18 protein-coding genes are annotated in these 15877 nt (G+C 68.6%); 2 read left to right on the top strand and 16 right to left on the bottom strand.

The window, feature by feature from the left end:
* Positions 1–420: 420 nt before the first annotated feature.
* Together ACWJ6R_RS14425 and ACWJ6R_RS14420 are read right to left on the bottom strand one after the other, a co-directional pair.
* Complete coding sequence (locus ACWJ6R_RS14425) at positions 421–666, bottom strand: hypothetical protein (RefSeq protein ID WP_449062706.1); 246 nt, start codon at positions 664–666, stop codon at positions 421–423.
* Positions 667–999: a DUF6247 family protein gene (locus tag ACWJ6R_RS14420; protein WP_449062705.1), complete on the bottom strand. Its 333-nt coding sequence runs from the start codon at positions 997–999 to the stop codon at positions 667–669.
* Between the two features lie 414 nt (positions 1000–1413).
* Here ACWJ6R_RS14420 and pyrH point away from each other — a divergent pair, with 414 nt between their 5' ends.
* Positions 1414–2151 carry a UMP kinase gene (gene pyrH / locus ACWJ6R_RS14415; protein ID WP_449062704.1) on the top strand — a complete coding sequence of 246 codons (738 nt, stop codon included), beginning with the start codon at positions 1414–1416 and terminating at the stop codon, positions 2149–2151.
* Positions 2152–2393: 242 nt separating this feature from the next.
* Here the strand turns inward: pyrH and ACWJ6R_RS14410 are convergent, their stop codons facing one another.
* The 4 genes from ACWJ6R_RS14410 to msrA all read right to left on the bottom strand — a co-directional run bounded on the left by ACWJ6R_RS14410 (position 2394) and on the right by msrA (position 4748).
* A complete protein-coding gene (locus ACWJ6R_RS14410; protein ID WP_449062703.1) occupies positions 2394–2543 on the bottom strand; it encodes a hypothetical protein in 150 nt (49 codons plus the stop codon).
* Between the two features lie 315 nt (positions 2544–2858).
* Positions 2859–3149, bottom strand: coding sequence for a hypothetical protein (locus ACWJ6R_RS14405; RefSeq protein ID WP_449062702.1), 291 nt, complete (start codon positions 3147–3149; stop codon positions 2859–2861).
* A 616-nt stretch (positions 3150–3765) separates the two neighbouring features.
* Positions 3766–4089 (bottom strand): hypothetical protein, encoded by a 324-nt coding sequence (locus ACWJ6R_RS14400; RefSeq protein WP_449062701.1) that lies wholly within the window; start codon positions 4087–4089, stop codon positions 3766–3768.
* Positions 4086–4748, bottom strand: a complete 663-nt coding sequence (gene msrA, locus ACWJ6R_RS14395; RefSeq protein ID WP_449062700.1) for a peptide-methionine (S)-S-oxide reductase MsrA — start codon at positions 4746–4748, stop codon at positions 4086–4088. Before msrA ends, ACWJ6R_RS14400 begins: the two co-directional genes overlap by 4 nt.
* A 136-nt stretch (positions 4749–4884) precedes the next feature.
* On the opposite strand from msrA, the gene rarD reads away from it, so the two are divergent.
* Entirely contained in the window at positions 4885–5805 is a 921-nt protein-coding gene (gene rarD, locus ACWJ6R_RS14390) for an EamA family transporter RarD (RefSeq protein ID WP_068898225.1), read from the top strand.
* A gap of 45 nt (positions 5806–5850) precedes the next feature.
* Here rarD and ACWJ6R_RS14385 read toward each other — a convergent pair whose 3' ends face one another.
* The 10 genes from ACWJ6R_RS14385 to ACWJ6R_RS14340 all read right to left on the bottom strand — a co-directional run.
* A complete protein-coding gene (locus ACWJ6R_RS14385) occupies positions 5851–6270 on the bottom strand; it encodes a MarR family winged helix-turn-helix transcriptional regulator (protein WP_449062699.1) in 420 nt (139 codons plus the stop codon).
* Between the two features lie 98 nt (positions 6271–6368).
* The gene (locus tag ACWJ6R_RS14380) at positions 6369–7364 is read right to left on the bottom strand and encodes a polyprenyl synthetase family protein (protein ID WP_449062698.1); all 996 of its coding nucleotides are present in this window, start codon (positions 7362–7364) and stop codon (positions 6369–6371) included.
* Between the two features lie 15 nt (positions 7365–7379).
* Positions 7380–8936 (bottom strand): NADH-quinone oxidoreductase subunit NuoN, encoded by a 1557-nt coding sequence (gene nuoN, locus ACWJ6R_RS14375; RefSeq protein ID WP_449062697.1) that lies wholly within the window; start codon positions 8934–8936, stop codon positions 7380–7382.
* Positions 8933–10486, bottom strand: coding sequence for an NADH-quinone oxidoreductase subunit M (locus ACWJ6R_RS14370; protein WP_449062696.1), 1554 nt, complete (start codon positions 10484–10486; stop codon positions 8933–8935). The genes nuoN and ACWJ6R_RS14370 overlap by 4 nt, the downstream gene beginning before the upstream one ends.
* On the bottom strand, positions 10486–12336 hold the full coding sequence (gene nuoL / locus ACWJ6R_RS14365) for an NADH-quinone oxidoreductase subunit L (protein ID WP_449062707.1): 1851 nt from the start codon (positions 12334–12336) through the stop codon (positions 10486–10488). The genes ACWJ6R_RS14370 and nuoL overlap by 1 nt, the downstream gene beginning before the upstream one ends.
* Positions 12337–12406: 70 nt before the next feature.
* A complete protein-coding gene (nuoK, locus tag ACWJ6R_RS14360) occupies positions 12407–12703 on the bottom strand; it encodes an NADH-quinone oxidoreductase subunit NuoK (RefSeq protein WP_068898216.1) in 297 nt (98 codons plus the stop codon).
* Positions 12700–13536 carry an NADH-quinone oxidoreductase subunit J gene (locus tag ACWJ6R_RS14355; RefSeq protein WP_449062695.1) on the bottom strand — a complete coding sequence of 279 codons (837 nt, stop codon included), beginning with the start codon at positions 13534–13536 and terminating at the stop codon, positions 12700–12702. The genes nuoK and ACWJ6R_RS14355 overlap by 4 nt, the downstream gene beginning before the upstream one ends.
* On the bottom strand, positions 13529–14044 hold the full coding sequence (gene nuoI / locus ACWJ6R_RS14350) for an NADH-quinone oxidoreductase subunit NuoI (RefSeq protein WP_449062694.1): 516 nt from the start codon (positions 14042–14044) through the stop codon (positions 13529–13531). The genes ACWJ6R_RS14355 and nuoI overlap by 8 nt, the downstream gene beginning before the upstream one ends.
* Complete coding sequence (nuoH, locus tag ACWJ6R_RS14345; RefSeq protein ID WP_449062693.1) at positions 14031–15428, bottom strand: NADH-quinone oxidoreductase subunit NuoH; 1398 nt, start codon at positions 15426–15428, stop codon at positions 14031–14033. The genes nuoI and nuoH overlap by 14 nt, the downstream gene beginning before the upstream one ends.
* Positions 15429–15512: 84 nt before the next feature.
* Positions 15513–15877 (bottom strand): molybdopterin dinucleotide binding domain-containing protein (locus tag ACWJ6R_RS14340; protein ID WP_449062692.1); only part of this gene is annotated, 365 nt, incomplete at its 5' end.

Below are 15877 nucleotides of genomic sequence, written 5' to 3'. Positions count from 1 at the left end.
TGAAGCCGTAGATGTCGGTGGGCACGGCGACAGGGTAGAGGAATCCAGATCACCGCCCGCATGCTCGCGAGCGACGAGGCCGAGAGACTCGGCATGCCGAAGAACACGCCGCTGCTGGCCGTCTACGGCGCGATCCGGGACGCCTCGGGTACGGCGTTGGCCGTGGTGAGGTCCTGCTCCCCGCTGACCGGCACGAGCTGGAAGACGCCTACCAGGCCAGCTGACAGCCGGACGGGCCGCGGAGGACGCGCGTTGCCGGGCGGGGGAGATCCCCCATGCCCAACCCCCGACGCCCCTACCCGGCCGATCTCGCCGACGCGGAATGGGCGCTGCTGGAACCGTTGGTCTCCACCCGGAAAGGCAGCGGCCGTCCGGTACCCGTGTGAGGTGGGGTGGGGTGGTAGCCCGGATGCGAAGCCGTTACGGCCATTCGATCCGGATGAGGTAGACCTCGCGTTGTTCGTCCAGCGCGATGTACGTCGCGAGACCCCGTTCACCGAAGGCGTGGGTGAGCATGTTCGCCTTGGGGTCGGCCGGGTTGTACGGTCGCCCGCTCCACGGCGCGATCTCCAGGAGGGCGAGCAGTTCCGCGAGCGGGCGCAGGGCTTCCTCAGGGAGTTCGGCGATCTGTTCCTCGATGATCGGGTCGAGCAGGACGTGGTACACCTACAGCTCGATTCCGCGCTCCGTCAGAACCTCACGCCACGGTCTGCCCCGGCGGGATGGTTCACCGACGATGATCTGCTCGGCCCTGGCGTGCATCTGGCGGCGTCCTTCGGGGTCCTTCGCCGAGTCGCACGCGGAGATCCACCAGCGGTGGACGAAGGCGTTCAGCGCGCTGAGATCCAGGCCGACCCGGACTTCATCGAGTACGGCTCTGAGCCCGGCGTCGAATGCATCGCGGTCTTGAGACATGACCAGAGCGGCGCGGATGGCACGCAGGTTCTTCTCCGGTGCCGGTGGGATGGAAGCGGGGAAGTCCTGTGGCTGCGCGGTCATGTGGCGGCTCCTCTCGCTGGCCATGAGCTTACAGAGGAGAGACGGAGAGACTCCCGGATTCACCGCACTGGCGGTGAATCCGGGGAGGGCTCGCAGGCTCTAGAAACGATCAAGGACCGAGTCGGGATTCTCTCCCTGACCGGGGCCTCGGTGCGTGGAGCGGGTGACGGGAATCGAACCCGCGCTGTCAGCTTGGGAACCGGCTACTGGTCACGCCGGGTTGAGCTGGGAAAACGGGGGTGCAGGTCAGAGCGGGGCGGTTGACTGCGAGTCCCCATGAGTGACTGAGGTTCCCCGCCTGTTCTGACACGAATCTGGCACGCCCCTTGAACTTGATGTTCGGTGCTCTCCTTACGAGGTCCTACCTCGTATTCTTGATCAGGTCGCCGACGGTGTGGCCTCGAAGGGAACGGAATGGAACGTTACTCACGTGTCGTCGTCAAGCTGAGCGGCGAGGCACTGGCGGGAGATGCCGGTTGGGGCACTGATCCCGCGCGTCTGGCTCAGCTGGCGGATGAGATCCTTGCCGTCCATGCGCTGGGTGTCGAGGTCGCGGTGGTCATCGGGGGCGGCAACTACTTCCGCGGCAGGATGGCCGAGGGATGGGGGATCGGCCGGGCTGAGGCCGACAACATCGGCATGCTCGGCACGGTGATGAACGCGTTGATGTTGCGTGGAGTGCTCACCGCACGTTCGCAAGCAGATGTGCGGGTGATGACCGCCGTGCCCATGCAGAGCGTGGCGGAGCCGTTCATCCGGCTTCGTGCCGACCGGCACCTCCGGCGAGGGCTGATCGTGCTGCTCGCCGGCGGCATCGGCCAGCCGTACGTCACGACGGACTATCCCGCTGTTCAGCGGGCTCTGGAGCTTGAAGCGGATGCGCTGCTGGTGGCCAAGCGCGGTGTCGACGGCGTGTATGACAGTGACCCGAACGCCAACCCGGACGCCAAGCGATACACCACCCTGACCTACCGGGAGGCTCTGGCGGCCGGGGTAAGGGTCATGGACGAGAGCGCCTTCGTGCTTGCCAACGAGCAAGGGCTCCTCATGCATGTATTCGACGTGGCGGCGATGGGCGTTATGAAGGCGATCTGCCAGGGTGAGGACGTCGGCACTCGGATCACTCGTGATCCGACAACCTCGCGAGGGTAACCTTCAGTGACGGTCAAGGGGAGAAGGGATGGGGCCCGGTTAGGGATTCCTCGACCTGGGTCTCGGTGTGTGGAGCGGGCGACGGGAATCGAACCCGCGCTGTCAGCTTGGGAAGTGCATCGATCATGCCTCGTGGAGCGGCTGAGCTGGGCGTTCGACCGGTCGTGAGTGACCGTGGTTGACCCCTCGTCACCCTGTCTAATTGCACGCTAATTGCACGACGATCAGAGCCGAACCCCAGGTCAGGTGTCGTCGCTGGGGTAGTCGTAATACACGGTGATGCTCGGCCAGTGGCCGTTCTCGGTGATCTCGTTGTGCAGGATCAGGTCGTAGATTTCGACGTTGCCCAGTTCCTCGATGGAGTCTGCGACGCTGCGAAGGAGCGCGGGCACGTCTCCTTGCTCTGGTCCTTTCGGGGTGGATCGGGAGAAGTGGTGCATGGTCCAGGTGCTTCGATCGGACATCTCTGGCCTTTCTCTGATCGCTGCGCTGTACCGCAGCATAGAGAGCATGCGGCCTCGCGCTGCGTACTCCGCCCGCCTGATCATCCCGTCTGCCGTCGACCCGCCCGCAGGGGAAGCAGGGCACGGGCCGGGGCGCCAGGTGGAGCGCCCTACTGGACGAACGACCTGGCGCCCCGGCCCGTGGTCTGCTCGGCTTGTCCCGGGTCGATGGCAGACGGGATGATCAGGCCTCTACCTCAGCTCTTACGATTCCGGCTCGTGCCGCTGCTGATCATCCCGGAGTCGGAGGCCCCCGCCGGAGGCGGTTTTCCCATTAGGCGTGATGGCTGCTGCGATGGCGCCGAGCATCATCCCAGTACCTCCGAAGACGAGAAGAAGAGGCTCGCTCAGCGCGACCAAGGCAAAGGATGCGGGTGTAGAGCTTTCGTTCCCGCCGCCATAGCTCCAGTAGAGACCGGGGGGAGAGAACACAATCTTGTAGAGGCCGGTGAGGATGAGGAGGGTTCCTGCGGTGAGAAAGAGGTTCCGGAGCATAGGGGTCGATGTTATGAGCCGGAGGATCCCGTAGGACAGCCCTCTGGGTCGAGACTGAGGAGGGCGGTGCTGATTCGAGCGAGGTGGCGGTGTGGCCCCAGTGCGGCGGGTTGGTTGGGTACGGCGGGGCCGGCGGTCGGTGGGCGGCCCGAGTGCGGCCCCGGCCGTGACCGGCCCCCAGGCCGCATGCGCGGCCGGGGTCCGCGACGCTGGGCCGTGCGGCGGCGCGGTGCGCCGCCGCCTTGATCACCTATAAGAACAATTCGGCAACCGGCGGCGGGAGCATGCTCTCGGCCGAAGCTCGACGCTCCTGACCAGGGCGAAGGCCCGCATATCCTCACGACATGAGCATGGACGCAGCCTCCTCCGGAAGGTGTCGGCGCTACGACCGCGCCTGGTGGGCGACTCTCGCCGCCGCGTTTGTGGTCAACCCGTCTTTGAGCGACGTCTCCAGTCCATGGGTCCGTGTTCCTGTGGGGATCGCCTTCTCTATGGCGCTGGTCTGGCTGTTCTACGCGTCCCTGCGGGAACGTGAACGCGAACGGAAGTCTTCGGCAATGACTCTGCGGCCGCCGACAGGCGGCCCTTGACCCTGTAATGAAAGTTGTCGCCGCTGTCACTCTTCGTGGTGAGCTTCCCGAGCCGCATCACCGGTGATCAGGTCGGCGATCTGGAGCAGGCGGACGACATAGGTCCGGCCATCGCGTCGGCGCAGGAGCGCCCGCAGATCGCGGGCGCACCTCCTCGCGACGCGGAACTGAGCAGGGTCCAACGCCCCTCGCTGACTCCCTACATAGCCGGTCAGCGGACCCGCCTTGCAGAAGTCCAGGTACGCCACCGGCTCGCCGTGGACCTCTACCCTGCGCAGGTCGTCGGGGAAGGTCAGCCCCCTGTGCTCCGTCCACAGGACCGACACCTCGTCGAATACCGCCTTGTTCACTCCCCGGCGGGCGCGATGCCGACCGGACAGGAGACCCCGGTGCCGCCGATGCCGCAGTAGCCGCCGGGGTTCTTGAACAGATATTGCTGGTGATATTCCTCCGCGAAGTAGTACTCACCGAACGGGGCGATCTCCGTGGTGATCGGGCCGTGGCCGGCCTCGGTGAGGACCTTCTGGTAGGCGTCGCGGGAGGCGAGGGCGGACTTCTCCTGCTCCGGGGAGTGGAAGTAGACCGCCGAGCGGTACTGCGTGCCGACGTCGTTGCCCTGGCGCATGCCCTGGGTGGGGTCGTGGTTCTCCCAGAAGACCCGCAGCAGCTCCTCGTACGACACCTCGGCCGGGTCGAAGACGACCCGGACCACCTCGGTGTGGCCGGTGAGCCCGCTGCAGACCTCCTCGTAGGTCGGGTTGGGGGTGTGGCCGCCCGCGTAGCCGACCGAGGTGGACACGACGCCGGGGGTCTGCCAGAACTTGCGCTCGGCCCCCCAGAAGCAGCCGAGGCCGAAGTCGGCGATCTCGACGTCGCCGGGGTACGGCGGGGCCAGCGGGGCGTCGAGGACCATGTGCCGCGCGGGCACCGGCATGCGCTCGTCCCGTCCGGGAAGCGCGTTCTCCGGGGACACCATGGACGTCTTCTCTCTGCCGAAGAGCCAGCCCATCGGAACCTCCTCCTGTCGCCTTACTCCGCTCTGCTCAACCGCGCCGGACCGCCCGATGTTCCCATAAGCAACGCTTAACGATCGCATCAGAACTGCTAATTTGTGTTAAAAATGGTAAGCAGTCAAAATGAGTGACATGCCTGAATCCCGCCGCGGAGTCCTGTACGGCATCGCCGCCTACAGCATGTGGGGCCTGTTCCCGCTCTACTGGCCGCTGCTCAAGCCCTCCAGCGCCCTGGAGATCCTGGCCCACCGCATGGCGTGGTCGCTCGTCGCGGTCGTCGCCATCCTCGCGGTGCGGCGGCACTGGTCGTGGATCCGGGAGATCGCCCGCACCCCCCGCAAGATCGGCCTCCTGGCCCTCGCCGCGCTGATCATCACGGTCAACTGGGGCGTCTACATCTACGCGGTGAACACCGGGCACGTCGTCGAGAGCGCCCTGGGCTACTTCATCAACCCGCTGGTCAGCGTGCTCTTCGGCGTCTTCCTGCTCAAGGAGCGGCTGCGCCCGCTGCAGTGGGCGGCGGTCGGGCTCGGCGCCGCGGCCGTCGTCGTGCTCACCCTGGACTACGGCCGGCTGCCCTGGATCGCGATGGTCCTGGCCGCCAGCTTCGGCACCTACGGCCTGGTCAAGAAGACCGCCCAGGTCGGCGCGGCGGAGAGCATGGCGGTCGAGACGCTCGTCCTGCTGCTGCCCGCCCTGGGCTACCTGGGCTATCTCACTCAGCAGGGCACCGGCACCTTCGGGAGCGCGGGCGCGGGGCACGCGCTGCTGCTCGCCGGGGCGGGCGTGATCACCGCCGTCCCGCTCATCTGCTTCTCCGCGGCCGCGATCCGCGTCCCGCTCACCACGATCGGCCTGCTGCAGTACATCGCCCCGGTCCTGCAGTTCCTCTGCGGCGTGTTCGTCGCCCACGAGGTGATGCCGCCGAGCCGCTGGGCCGGGTTCGCCATCGTCTGGCTGGCCCTGTCGGTCTTCACCTACGACAGCCTCCGCACCGCCCGCGCCGCCCAGGCGGCCCGCCGCGCCGAGCGGCTGGAGCCCGCGACGGCCTGACCCGCCGAACCACCCGGACATCCGGGCCTGCCGTACCGGCCCGGCCTAGCGCCCGGCTGCGGCCCCGAGGCCCCGGACGGCGGCCACCAGCGGCTGCAGTTCCGGGTCGGTGCCGGCGCGGTCCAGGGCGGTCTCCAGGGAGCGCTCGTAGGTGGGCGAGGCCTCGCCCAGCCGGGCCCGCCCCTCACCCGTGATCACCGAGTAGACGCCGCGGCGGTCTGCCGCGCACAGGTCGCGGCGGGTCAGCCCCGCCTCCTCCAGCCGGGCGATGAGGCGGGTCACCGAGCTCTGGTTCAGCCCGACCGCCTCGGCCAGCTCCTGCATCCGCAGTTCGCCGTCCGGAGCGGCGGCGAGCCGCTTGAGCGCGCGGTACTCCGACAGGCCCAGGCCGTGGCCGCGCTGGAGCGCCTTGGCCAGTTCGGTCTCCACACGCGCGTACAGCAGGGCGAAACGGTCCCACGTCATTGTGAGCCCTCCTTACCTCTGAGCACCTGGCAGCGAGCCTACCTGCTCATGCAACAGATGCACACGCAAGGAAATGCCGCCGAGCGGAACCGGTCGGATCAGCCGGAGCGCTCGACGACGTAGTCGCAGAGGGCGAGGTAGGCGGCGCGGGCCGGGATGTCGGGCAGGCCCGCCAGGTCCGCGCGGGCGCGGTCGGCCCAGGCGACCAGCTCGGCGCGGGCCCGGTCCATGGCCGGGTTGGCCCGCAGCAGCGCCAGGGTCTCCTCGACGTCGTCCTCGGCCACCGGTCCGGACAGCAGCTCCCGCAGCCGGGCGTCGGCGGGGTCGTCGCCGGACAGGACGTAGAGCACCGGGAGCGTCCGGATGCCCTCGCGCAGGTCGGTGCCGGGCGTCTTGCCGGACTCGGTGGACTCGGAGGCGACGTCCAGCAGGTCGTCGCTGAGCTGCCAGGCGACGCCGATGGCCTCGCAGGCGTTCGCCAGGCGCTCGACCACGTCGGGCGCGGCGCCGCTCAGCAGGGCGCCGAAGCGCCCGGAGGTGGCGATCAGCGAGCCGGTCTTGTCGGCCAGCACCTCGATGTAGTGCCGCACCGGATCATCCCCGTCGCGGGGGCCGATGGTCTCGCGGATCTGGCCGCGGACCAGCCGGGAGAAGGTCTGGGCCTGGATGCGGATGATGTCCGGGCCGAGGTCGGCGAGGATCTCCGAGGCCTGGGCGAACAGGTAGTCGCCGGTCAGGATGGCCACGGTGTTGTTCCACCGGGCGTTGGCCGACTCCGAGCCCCGGCGGACCGGGGCCTCGTCCATGACGTCGTCGTGGTAGAGCGTGGCCAGGTGGGTCAGCTCGATGACCACGGCCCCGGGGACCACCCCGGGGGCGTCCTGCGTGCCGAACTGCGCGGCGAGCAGCACGAGCATGGCCCGGAAGCGCTTGCCGCCGGCCTCGATGAGGTGCCTGGACGCCTCCGTGACGAAGGCGTCCTCGCTCTCCACCGAGGACCGCAGCAGCTTCTCCACCTCGGCCAGGCCCGCGGCCAGGTCCTGCGCCAGCCGCTCGTCGACGAGCGGGAGATCGACAACCGGTGGCGCAGCCATGGGTTCCTACACTTCCTAGCGAATGAACAGGGCCGAAGCCGCCTCGCCGGCCAGGTCCAGGACCGGCTGCGGGAAGACTCCGAGGACTACGGTAGCCGCTGCCGCGAGGGCGACCACAGCCGAGGTGCCGATGGTGGGCGTCGCGATGGTCGGCCCGTCGGCCGCCGGCTCGCTGAAGAACATCAGCACGATCACGCGGACGTAGAAGAACGCCGCGATGGCCGAGGTCACCACGCCCACGACGACCAGGGGCAGCGCGTCGCCCGCGACCGCGGCGGAGAACACCGCGTACTTCCCGAAGAACCCGCTGGTCAGCGGGATGCCGGCGAAGGCCAGCAGGAAGAACGCGAAGATGCCCGCCAGGATCGGGGCCCGCTTGCCGAGGCCGGCCCACCGGGACAGGTGCCCGGCCTCGCCGCCCGCGTCGCGGACCATCGTCACCACGGCGAAGGCGCCGACCGTGGTGAAGCCGTACGCCGCCAGGTAGAACAGGATCGCCGAGAGGGCGCTCTGGTTCTGCTCGAAGGCGCCCGTCGCGATCACGCCGGTCAGGATGAAGCCCGAGTGCGCGATCGACGAGTAGGCCAGCATGCGCTTGATGTCGGTCTGGGTGATGGCCAGGATCGCACCGACGATCATGGTCAGGATGGCGACGCCCCACATCACCGGGCGCCAGTCCCAGTCCAGGTTGCCCAGGGCGACCCAGAAGACCCGCAGCAGCGCGCCGAAGGCCGACACCAGGACGGTGGAGGCCATCAGGGCGGTGACCGCGGTGGGCGCGCCCTGGTAGACGTCGGGCTTCCAGGCCTGGAACGGCGCCGCGCCGATCTTGAAGAGCAGGCCGACGCCGAGCATCGCGGTGCCGGCCAGCAGCAGCGTGTTCTGGCCGCTGACCGTGCCCAGCGCGGCGCTGATGGCCTTCAGGTCGAGCGAGCCGGCGTAGCCGTACACCAGGGCCATGCCGTACAGGAAGAAGGCCGAGGAGAACGCGCCGAGCAGGAAGTACTTGACCGAGGCCTCCTGCGAGAGCAGGCGGCGCCGGCGGGCCAGGCCGCAGAGCAGGTACAGCGGCAGGGAGAGCACTTCCAGCGCCACGAACATGATCAGCAGGTCGTTGGAGGCGGGGAAGAGCATCATGCCGCCGACGGAGAACAGCAGCAGCGGGTAGACCTCGGTCTGGGCGTACCCGCTGCGGACCGCCTCCTCCTCGTCGGCGCTGCCCGGTACGGCCGCGGCCTGCGCGACGAACTGGTCCTCGTCGTTGATGAGGAGCGTGCTGACGATCGCCAGGACCAGGATGAGGCCCCAGATGAACAGGGCGGGCCCGTCCACCGCGACCGCGCCCATGGCGGACGGGGTGGTCGGCACGCCCTCCCTGACCACCTGCAGGACGGTCATCAGGAAGGCCCCGGCCAGCGCCAGCAGCGTCAGCGGCACGTGGACCGACTTGCGCAGGTAGCGCGGGAAGAACGCCTCGACCAGCACGCCGACGATCGCCGCGCCGAAGACGATCAGCATCGGCGCGAGCAGGGCGTATTCGATCGTCGGCGCCGGAATGGTGGTGCCGTTCACTGGCCGGCCCCCTTCTTCTCAGCGGCGGTGGAGGCCGGCTGCTTGTCCAGCACCTGGGCGCTGTCCAGCGTCTTGTCCACCGCGGGGTTGATCACGTCGAGCACCGGCTTGGGGAAGAAGCCGAGCGCGATGATCGCCGCGATCAGCGGGGCCACCACCCACTTCTCCCGGCCGTTGAGGTCGGTGAAGCCCTTGACCTTCTCGGCCGTGGGCCCGTTCATCATGCGCTGGTACATCCACAGGATGTAGATGGCCGCCAGGATCACGCCGAGCGCGCCGATGATCGCCGGGATCGCGTAGCGCTCGTAGGTGCCGATGAGGACCATGAACTCGCTGACGAACGAGGACAGGCCCGGCAGGGCGAGACCGGACAGGCCGGCGATCAGGAAGGCGCCCGCGAGCAGCGGGGCGACCTTCTGCACGCCGCCGTAGTCGGCGATCTGGGCCGAGCCGCGGCGGTGGATCAGGAACCCGGCGACCAGGAACAGCGCGCCGGTGGAGAAGCCGTGGTTGACCATGTAGAGCGTGGCGCCGGCCTGCGCGTTCTGCGTCATCGCGAAGACGCCCAGCGCGATGAAGCCGAAGTGCGAGATCGAGGTGTAGGCGATCAGGCGCTTCATGTCGGTCTGGCCGATGGCCACGATGGCGCCGTAGATGATGCCGACCACCGAGAGCACGATCACCAGCGGGGTGAAGAACTTCGACGCGTCCGGGAACAGCTCCAGGCAGAAGCGGAGCATGCCGTACGTGCCGACCTTGTCCAGCACGCCGACCAGCAGCACGGCCGCGCCGGCCGGGGCCTGCGCGGCGGCGTCGGGCAGCCAGGTGTGGAACGGCCAGAGCGGCGCCTTGACCGCGAACGCGATGAAGAAGCCGGCGAACAGCCACTTCTGCGTGGTCGGGTCCTGGATGACGCCGATCAGCTCGGGGAACATGAAGGTGTTCTTCTCGGCGACCACGTAGAGCGCGATCACCGCGACCAGCATGAGCAGGCCGCCGAAGAGCGAGTAGAGCAGGAACTTCACCGCGGCGTAGGACCGCTGCACCCCGCCGTACGACCCGATCATGAAGTACATCGGGATGAGCATGGCCTCGAAGAACACGTAGAACAGGAAGATGTCGGTCGCCGCGAAGACGCCGATCATCATCGCCTCCAGCACCAGCAGCAGCGCGAAGTAGGTCTTCGCGGAGCGCTTGGGCGCCGGGGCGTCGCTCCTGCCGTCGGGCGCGGGCCCGTCGGTGTCGTGCCAGGAGGCCAGGATCACGATCGGCACGAGGACCGCCGACAGCGCGATCAGCACCAGGGCGATGCCGTCCACGCCGACGCCGTAGTTCACGCCGAAGGCCGGGATCCAGCTGTAGGTCTCGGTGAACTGGAAGCGCTGCCCGTTCGGGCTGAACTGGACCGCCATCGCGACGGTCAGGCCGAGCACCACCAGCGAGACCAGCAGCGCGAGCTGCTTGGCGGGCTTGTGGCTGCCCTTGGGGAGGCACGCCACCCCGACCGCGCCCAGTACGGGCACGGCCATCAGTATCGAGAGCCAGGGCATCACATGTTCCCTACGTAGAGCAGCGCTCCGACGACCACTGCGGCACCGAAGAAGATGGACAACGCGTACGAGCGGACGTAGCCGGTCTGCACGCGGCGCAGCCGTCCGGAGGTCCCGCCGATGCCCGCGGCCAGACCGTTGACCAGGCCGTCGATGCCCCGGTTGTCGAGGAACACCGACAGGCGGGTCAGCCACTGGCCGGGCCGCATGAACAGCGACTCGTTCAGGGCGTCGCCGTACAGGTCGCGGCGGGCGAAGGTGGTGAGGAAGGAGCCGCGCGGGGCGACGGCGGGCACCTCGGCGGCGCCGTACCGCATCCACGCGAAGGCGGCGCCGGCGGCGACCAGGGCGAGCGTGGCCAGGGCGGCGGGGCCGACCCCGAAGACGTGCGGCTCGGGCAGCTCGGCGGGCGCGCCGACGGCCGGGGTGAGGAAGGTCGCGAACCGGTTGCCCAGGACCAGGAAGGCGCCCAGGCCGATCGAGCCGATCGACAGGATGATCAGCGGCCAGGTCATCACCGCGGGCGACTCGTGCGGGTGCGCGTCGTCGGCCCAGCGCTTCTTGCCGAAGAAGGTCATGAAGACCATCCGCGACATGTAGAAGCCGGTCAGTCCGGCGCCCAGCACGGCGAGCCAGCCCAGGACCGGGTTGTGGTGCATCGCCGTCTCGATGATGCCCTCCTTGGTGTAGTAACCGGAGAGCAGCGGGAAGCCGATGATGGCCAGGTAGCCGATGATGAACGTCACCGAGGTGATCTTCATGACCTGGAACAGCGCGCCGTAGCGGCGCATGTCGACCTCGTCGTTCATGGCGTGCATGACGGAGCCGGCGCCGAGGAACATGTTGGCCTTGAAGAAGCCGTGGGTGATCAGGTGGCCGATCGCGAAGGCGTAGCCCGCCGGGCCGAGGCCCGCGCCGAGCATCATGTAGCCGATCTGCGACATCGTCGAACCGGCCAGGCCCTTCTTGATGTCGTCCTTCGCGCAACCGATGATCGCACCGGCGAGCAGCGTGGCGACGCCGACGATGGTGACGACCAGCTGCGCGGTCGGGGCGGCCTCGAAGAAGGCGCCGGAGCGCACGACGAGGTAGACGCCGGCGGTGACCATGGTCGCGGCGTGGATCAGGGCCGAGACCGGGGTCGGGCCCTCCATCGCGTCCAGCAGCCAGGCCTGCAGCGGCAACTGGGCCGACTTTCCGCAGGCGCCGACGAGCAGCAGCAGGCCGATCGCGGTCAGCGTGCCCTCGGAGGCCTGGGTGGCCACGTCGGCGCCGAGGTCGCGGAAGGCGAGCGAGCCGAACGTCGTCCAGATCGTGAAGATGCCGATCAGCAGGCCGAAGTCGCCGACGCGGTTGACGATGAACGCCTTCTTGGCGGCGGTGGCCGCGCTGGACTTGAACTGCCAGAAGCCGATCAGCAGGTAGGAGGCCAGGCCCACGCCCTCCCAGCCGACGAACAGGCCGAGGTAGTTGTCCGAGAGCACCAGCAGGAGCATGGCCGCGACGAACAGGTTCAGGTAGGAGAAGAACCGGCGGCGGTCGTGGTCGTGCGACATGTAGCCGATCGAGTAGATGTGGATCAGCGAACCCACACCGGTGATCAGCAGAGCGAAGCTGATCGACAGCGGGTCGATCAGCAGCCCCATGTCCGCCATGCCGGGGATGAACTCGAACAGCTCGATGCCGCGGCGGCGCTCGCCCGGATTCAGGGCGAGCAGCTGGACGAAGGAGGCGACGGCCACCGCGAAGGCGCCCAGCGACATCGCGACGCCGAGGAGGTGACCCCACCGGTCGGTACGGCGCCCGCCCAGCAGGAGGATCGCGGCGCCGAGCAGCGGCAGCGCGATCATCAGCCAGGAGTAGCCGATCGCCCCACCGGTGTGCTGGACGATCTCAACAGGAGATTCCACCGGCCACCTCTTAGTACTTCAGCAGGTTGGCGTCGTCCACGGACGCCGACCTGCGGGTTCGGAAGATCATCACAATGATGGCGAGGCCGATCACGACCTCCGCCGCGGCCACCACCATCACGAAGAACGCGATGAGCTGGCCGTCCAGGTTGCCGTGCTGCCGGGCGAAGGTGACGAACGCCAGGTTGCAGGCGTTGAGCATGAGCTCCACGCACATGAACACCACGATCGCGTTGCGCCGCAGCAGCACGCCGACGGCCCCGATCGCGAACAGCAGCGCGGAGAGCACCAGGTAGTGGGTGGTCACTGGCCGTCCTCCTTGATGACCGCGTCCTTGGCCTGGATCGGCTGCTCCGGCTCGACGCCGTGCTCCCGCTCCTCGGCCTCGCCCTTGGCCAGGGCCTCCCTGATCATGGCGGCCTTCTCCGGGTCGGTCGGCGCGAAGTCCTCTTCCAGCTCGTGCCGGGCGAGGACCCGGTTGATCGACTTGGCCGAGACCGAGCCGTCCGGCAGCAGGGCCGGCATGTCGATGGCGTTGTGCAGGGCGTAGGTGCCCGGACCGGGCAGCGGCGAGGGCTGCGGGCCGGAGAAGCGGGCGCGGGCCAGGTCGCGCTGGGTGGCCTTGGGCCGGACCCGCTCGCGGTGGGCCAGCACCATCGCGCCGAGCGCCGCGGTGATCAGCAGCGCCGAGGTGACCTCGAAGGCGAAGACGTGCCTGGTGAAGATCATCTCTGCCAGGGCGGGGATGTTGCCGCCCTTGGCCTGCGTCACCTGGCCGACGCCCACCGCCGGGGCGAACACCACGTTGCCGATCGCGAGGGCCAGCAGGGCGGCGAAGCCCAGGCCCGCGAGGATCGCCCAGAAGCGCTGACCCCTGATCGTCTCCACCAGGGAGTCGGAGGAGTCCACGCCGACCAGCATCAGCACGAACAGGAAGAGCATCATGACGGCGCCGGTGTAGACGATGATCTGCACCGCGGCGAGGAAGGGCGCGTCCTGGACGGCGTAGAGCACGGCCAGCGAGAGCATGACCACGCCCAGCATCAGCGCCGAGTAGACCGCCTTGCGGCTGAAGACGAGCCCGAGCGCGGCGGCCACGGAAACGACCGCCAGCACCCAGAACGTGATGGCCTCACCCATTGGTACGTCCCAGCCGGTAGTAGTCCTCTTCGGTCTCGCCGAGGCGCATGGCGTGGGGCGGGGCCTCCATGCCGGGGCTGAGCGGCGCCAGGAGCATCTCCTTGGTGTAGATGAGCCCCTCGCGCGTCGAGTCGGCGAGTTCGTACTCGTTGGTCATCGTCAGGGCGCGCGTCGGGCACGCCTCGATGCACAGGCCGCACAGGATGCACCGCAGATAGTTGATCTGGTAGGTGCGCCCGTAGCGCTCCCCCGGGGAGAAGCGCTCGGACTCGGTGTTGTCGGCGCCCTCCACGAAGATCGCGTCGGCCGGGCACGCCCAGGCGCACAGCTCGCAGCCGACGCACTTCTCCAGGCCGTCGGGCCAGCGGTTGAGCTGGTGCCGGCCGTGGAAGCGCGGAGCCGTGGGCCGCTTCTCCTCGGGGTAGTTGACCGTCTCGACCTTCTTGAACATCGTGTGGAAGGTCACGCCGAACCCCTTGATCGGGTTCAGCCAATCAGTTGCTCCCACTGGGAACCTCCGCAGTCTTGTCGGCACGCGACTCCAGCGCGGCCGCGGCCCCGTGGTAGTGCGGCAGGTCGAGCGGCGGCACGGGGAACCCGCCGGCGTGCGGGTCCTCCTCGAGCTGCCGGAACTCCGCCTCGACCTGGGCCGCCCTGGCCTCCTTGCGCTTCTGCAGGACGTTGTCGAAGCGCAGCCAGATGGCGAAGCCGCCGACGACCACGACCGAGGCGATGATCATGACGACGGTCCGGTCGGTGCCCTGCAGCTGCATGGCGCGGACGGTGGCGACCAGCATGATCCAGCCGAGGTTGATCGGGATGAGGATCTTCCAGCCCAGCGCCATCAGCTGGTCGTAGCGGACCCGCGGCAGCGAGGCGCGGCACCAGATGAAGAAGGCGAACAGCAGCACCATCTTCAGGAAGAACCAGAGCAGCGGCCACCAGCCGGTGTTGGCCTCCGGCCAGAACGTGCTGATCGGGAACGGGGCCCGCCAGCCGCCCATGAACAGGGTGATCGACACCGCCGAGACCACGAAGACGTTGACGTACTCGGCGAGCATGATGACGGCGAACTTCAGCGAGTTGGAGTACTCGGTCTGGAAGCCGCCGACCAGCTCGCCCTCGCCCTCGGGCAGGTCGAAGGGGACCCGGTTGGTCTCGCCCAGCATGGTGACGATGTAGATCAGGAAGGACGGGATCAGCAGGACCATGTACCACGAGGGCATCGGGATCGACAGGCCGAACGCCGTGATCGTGTTGCCCTCCGCCTGCGCGGCGACGATCTCCGAGGTGGAGAGCGTGCCCGCGTAGAGGAACACGCCGACGAACGACAGGCCCATCGCGATCTCGTAGGAGACCACCTGGGCGCTGGCCCGCAGGCCGCCCAGCATCGCGTACGGCGAGCGGGAGCCCCACCCGGCGAGCACGATGCCGTAGACGCCGATGGAGGCCATGGCCAGCACCAGCAGCACCGCGACCGGCAGGTCGGTCAGCTGCAGCGGGGTGACCGTGCCGAAGATCGAGACCTTCGGGCCCATCGGGATGACCGAGAAGGCGATGAAGGCCGGGGTGGCCAGCACGACCGGGGCGATGAAGTAGATCACCTTGTCCACGGTCCGCGGCATCAGGTCTTCCTTCAGACCCATCTTCAGGCCGTCGGCCACCGACTGCAGCAGGCCGAACTTACCCGCCCGGTTGGGGCCGTACCGGTTCTGCATGCGGGAGATGAGCTTGCGCTCGAACCACACGCCGAACAGCACGCCCAGCATCAGGACGACGAAGATGACGGCGCCCTTGAGGATCATGATCCCGATCGGGTCCTTGCCGAAGTCGGCGAGGCCCGGCATGTTCGGGTCGGCAGCCGGGGCCGCGAGAAGAAGAGATGTGTTCACAGGTAGCTCACCGCTCCTCGTTCGCTACGCGGACCGCTCGTACCCCGCGGACCGCTCCGCTCACCGCGTCGGGCCGTATCCCGCTCATGAGGCACTTCCGATCTTGACGATGTCACCGGCCGCGGCGCGCAGGTCGCGGGTCACCGAGCGGCCGCCGGAGTTGGCCGGCAGCCACACCACCCGGTCGGGCAGGGCGGCGATCCGCACCGGCAGGCTCAGCGAGCCCTTCCCGGTGGTGACGGTGATCTTGTCGCCGTCGGCGACGCCCGCCTCCGCCGCGGTGGCCGCCGACAGCAGCGCCTCGGCCACCGGAGCGGTACCCGCCAGGAACGGCTCCCCCACCTGGAGGCGGCCGTCGTCGAGCAGCTGGTGCCAGGTGGCGAGAACGGCCTCGCCGGCCTGCGGGGCGGCGGTCGTGCCGGCGGGAACGGCCGGGCGCGGCCCGCGTG

The organism is Planomonospora algeriensis (genome assembly GCF_977012225.1).
The sequence above is the reverse complement of the archived record's forward strand: the minus strand, read 5'-3'. Positions and strand labels throughout refer to the sequence as shown.

Coding starts and splice junctions, on each gene's coding strand:
- ACWJ6R_RS14420 (WP_449062705.1), bottom strand. CDS start 999: ATGACCGCGCAGCCACAGGACTTCCCCGCTTCCATCCCACCGGCACCG.
- pyrH (WP_449062704.1), top strand. CDS start 1,414: ATGGAACGTTACTCACGTGTCGTCGTCAAGCTGAGCGGCGAGGCACTG.
- ACWJ6R_RS14405 (WP_449062702.1), bottom strand. CDS start 3,149: ATGCTCCGGAACCTCTTTCTCACCGCAGGAACCCTCCTCATCCTCACC.
- msrA (WP_449062700.1), bottom strand. CDS start 4,748: ATGGGCTGGCTCTTCGGCAGAGAGAAGACGTCCATGGTGTCCCCGGAG.
- rarD (WP_068898225.1), top strand. CDS start 4,885: ATGCCTGAATCCCGCCGCGGAGTCCTGTACGGCATCGCCGCCTACAGC.
- ACWJ6R_RS14385 (WP_449062699.1), bottom strand. CDS start 6,270: ATGACGTGGGACCGTTTCGCCCTGCTGTACGCGCGTGTGGAGACCGAA.
- ACWJ6R_RS14380 (WP_449062698.1), bottom strand. CDS start 7,364: ATGGCTGCGCCACCGGTTGTCGATCTCCCGCTCGTCGACGAGCGGCTG.
- ACWJ6R_RS14370 (WP_449062696.1), bottom strand. CDS start 10,486: ATGCCCTGGCTCTCGATACTGATGGCCGTGCCCGTACTGGGCGCGGTC.
- nuoL (WP_449062707.1), bottom strand. CDS start 12,336: ATGATCGCGCTGCCGCTGCTCGGCGCCGCGATCCTCCTGCTGGGCGGG.
- ACWJ6R_RS14355 (WP_449062695.1), bottom strand. CDS start 13,536: ATGGGTGAGGCCATCACGTTCTGGGTGCTGGCGGTCGTTTCCGTGGCC.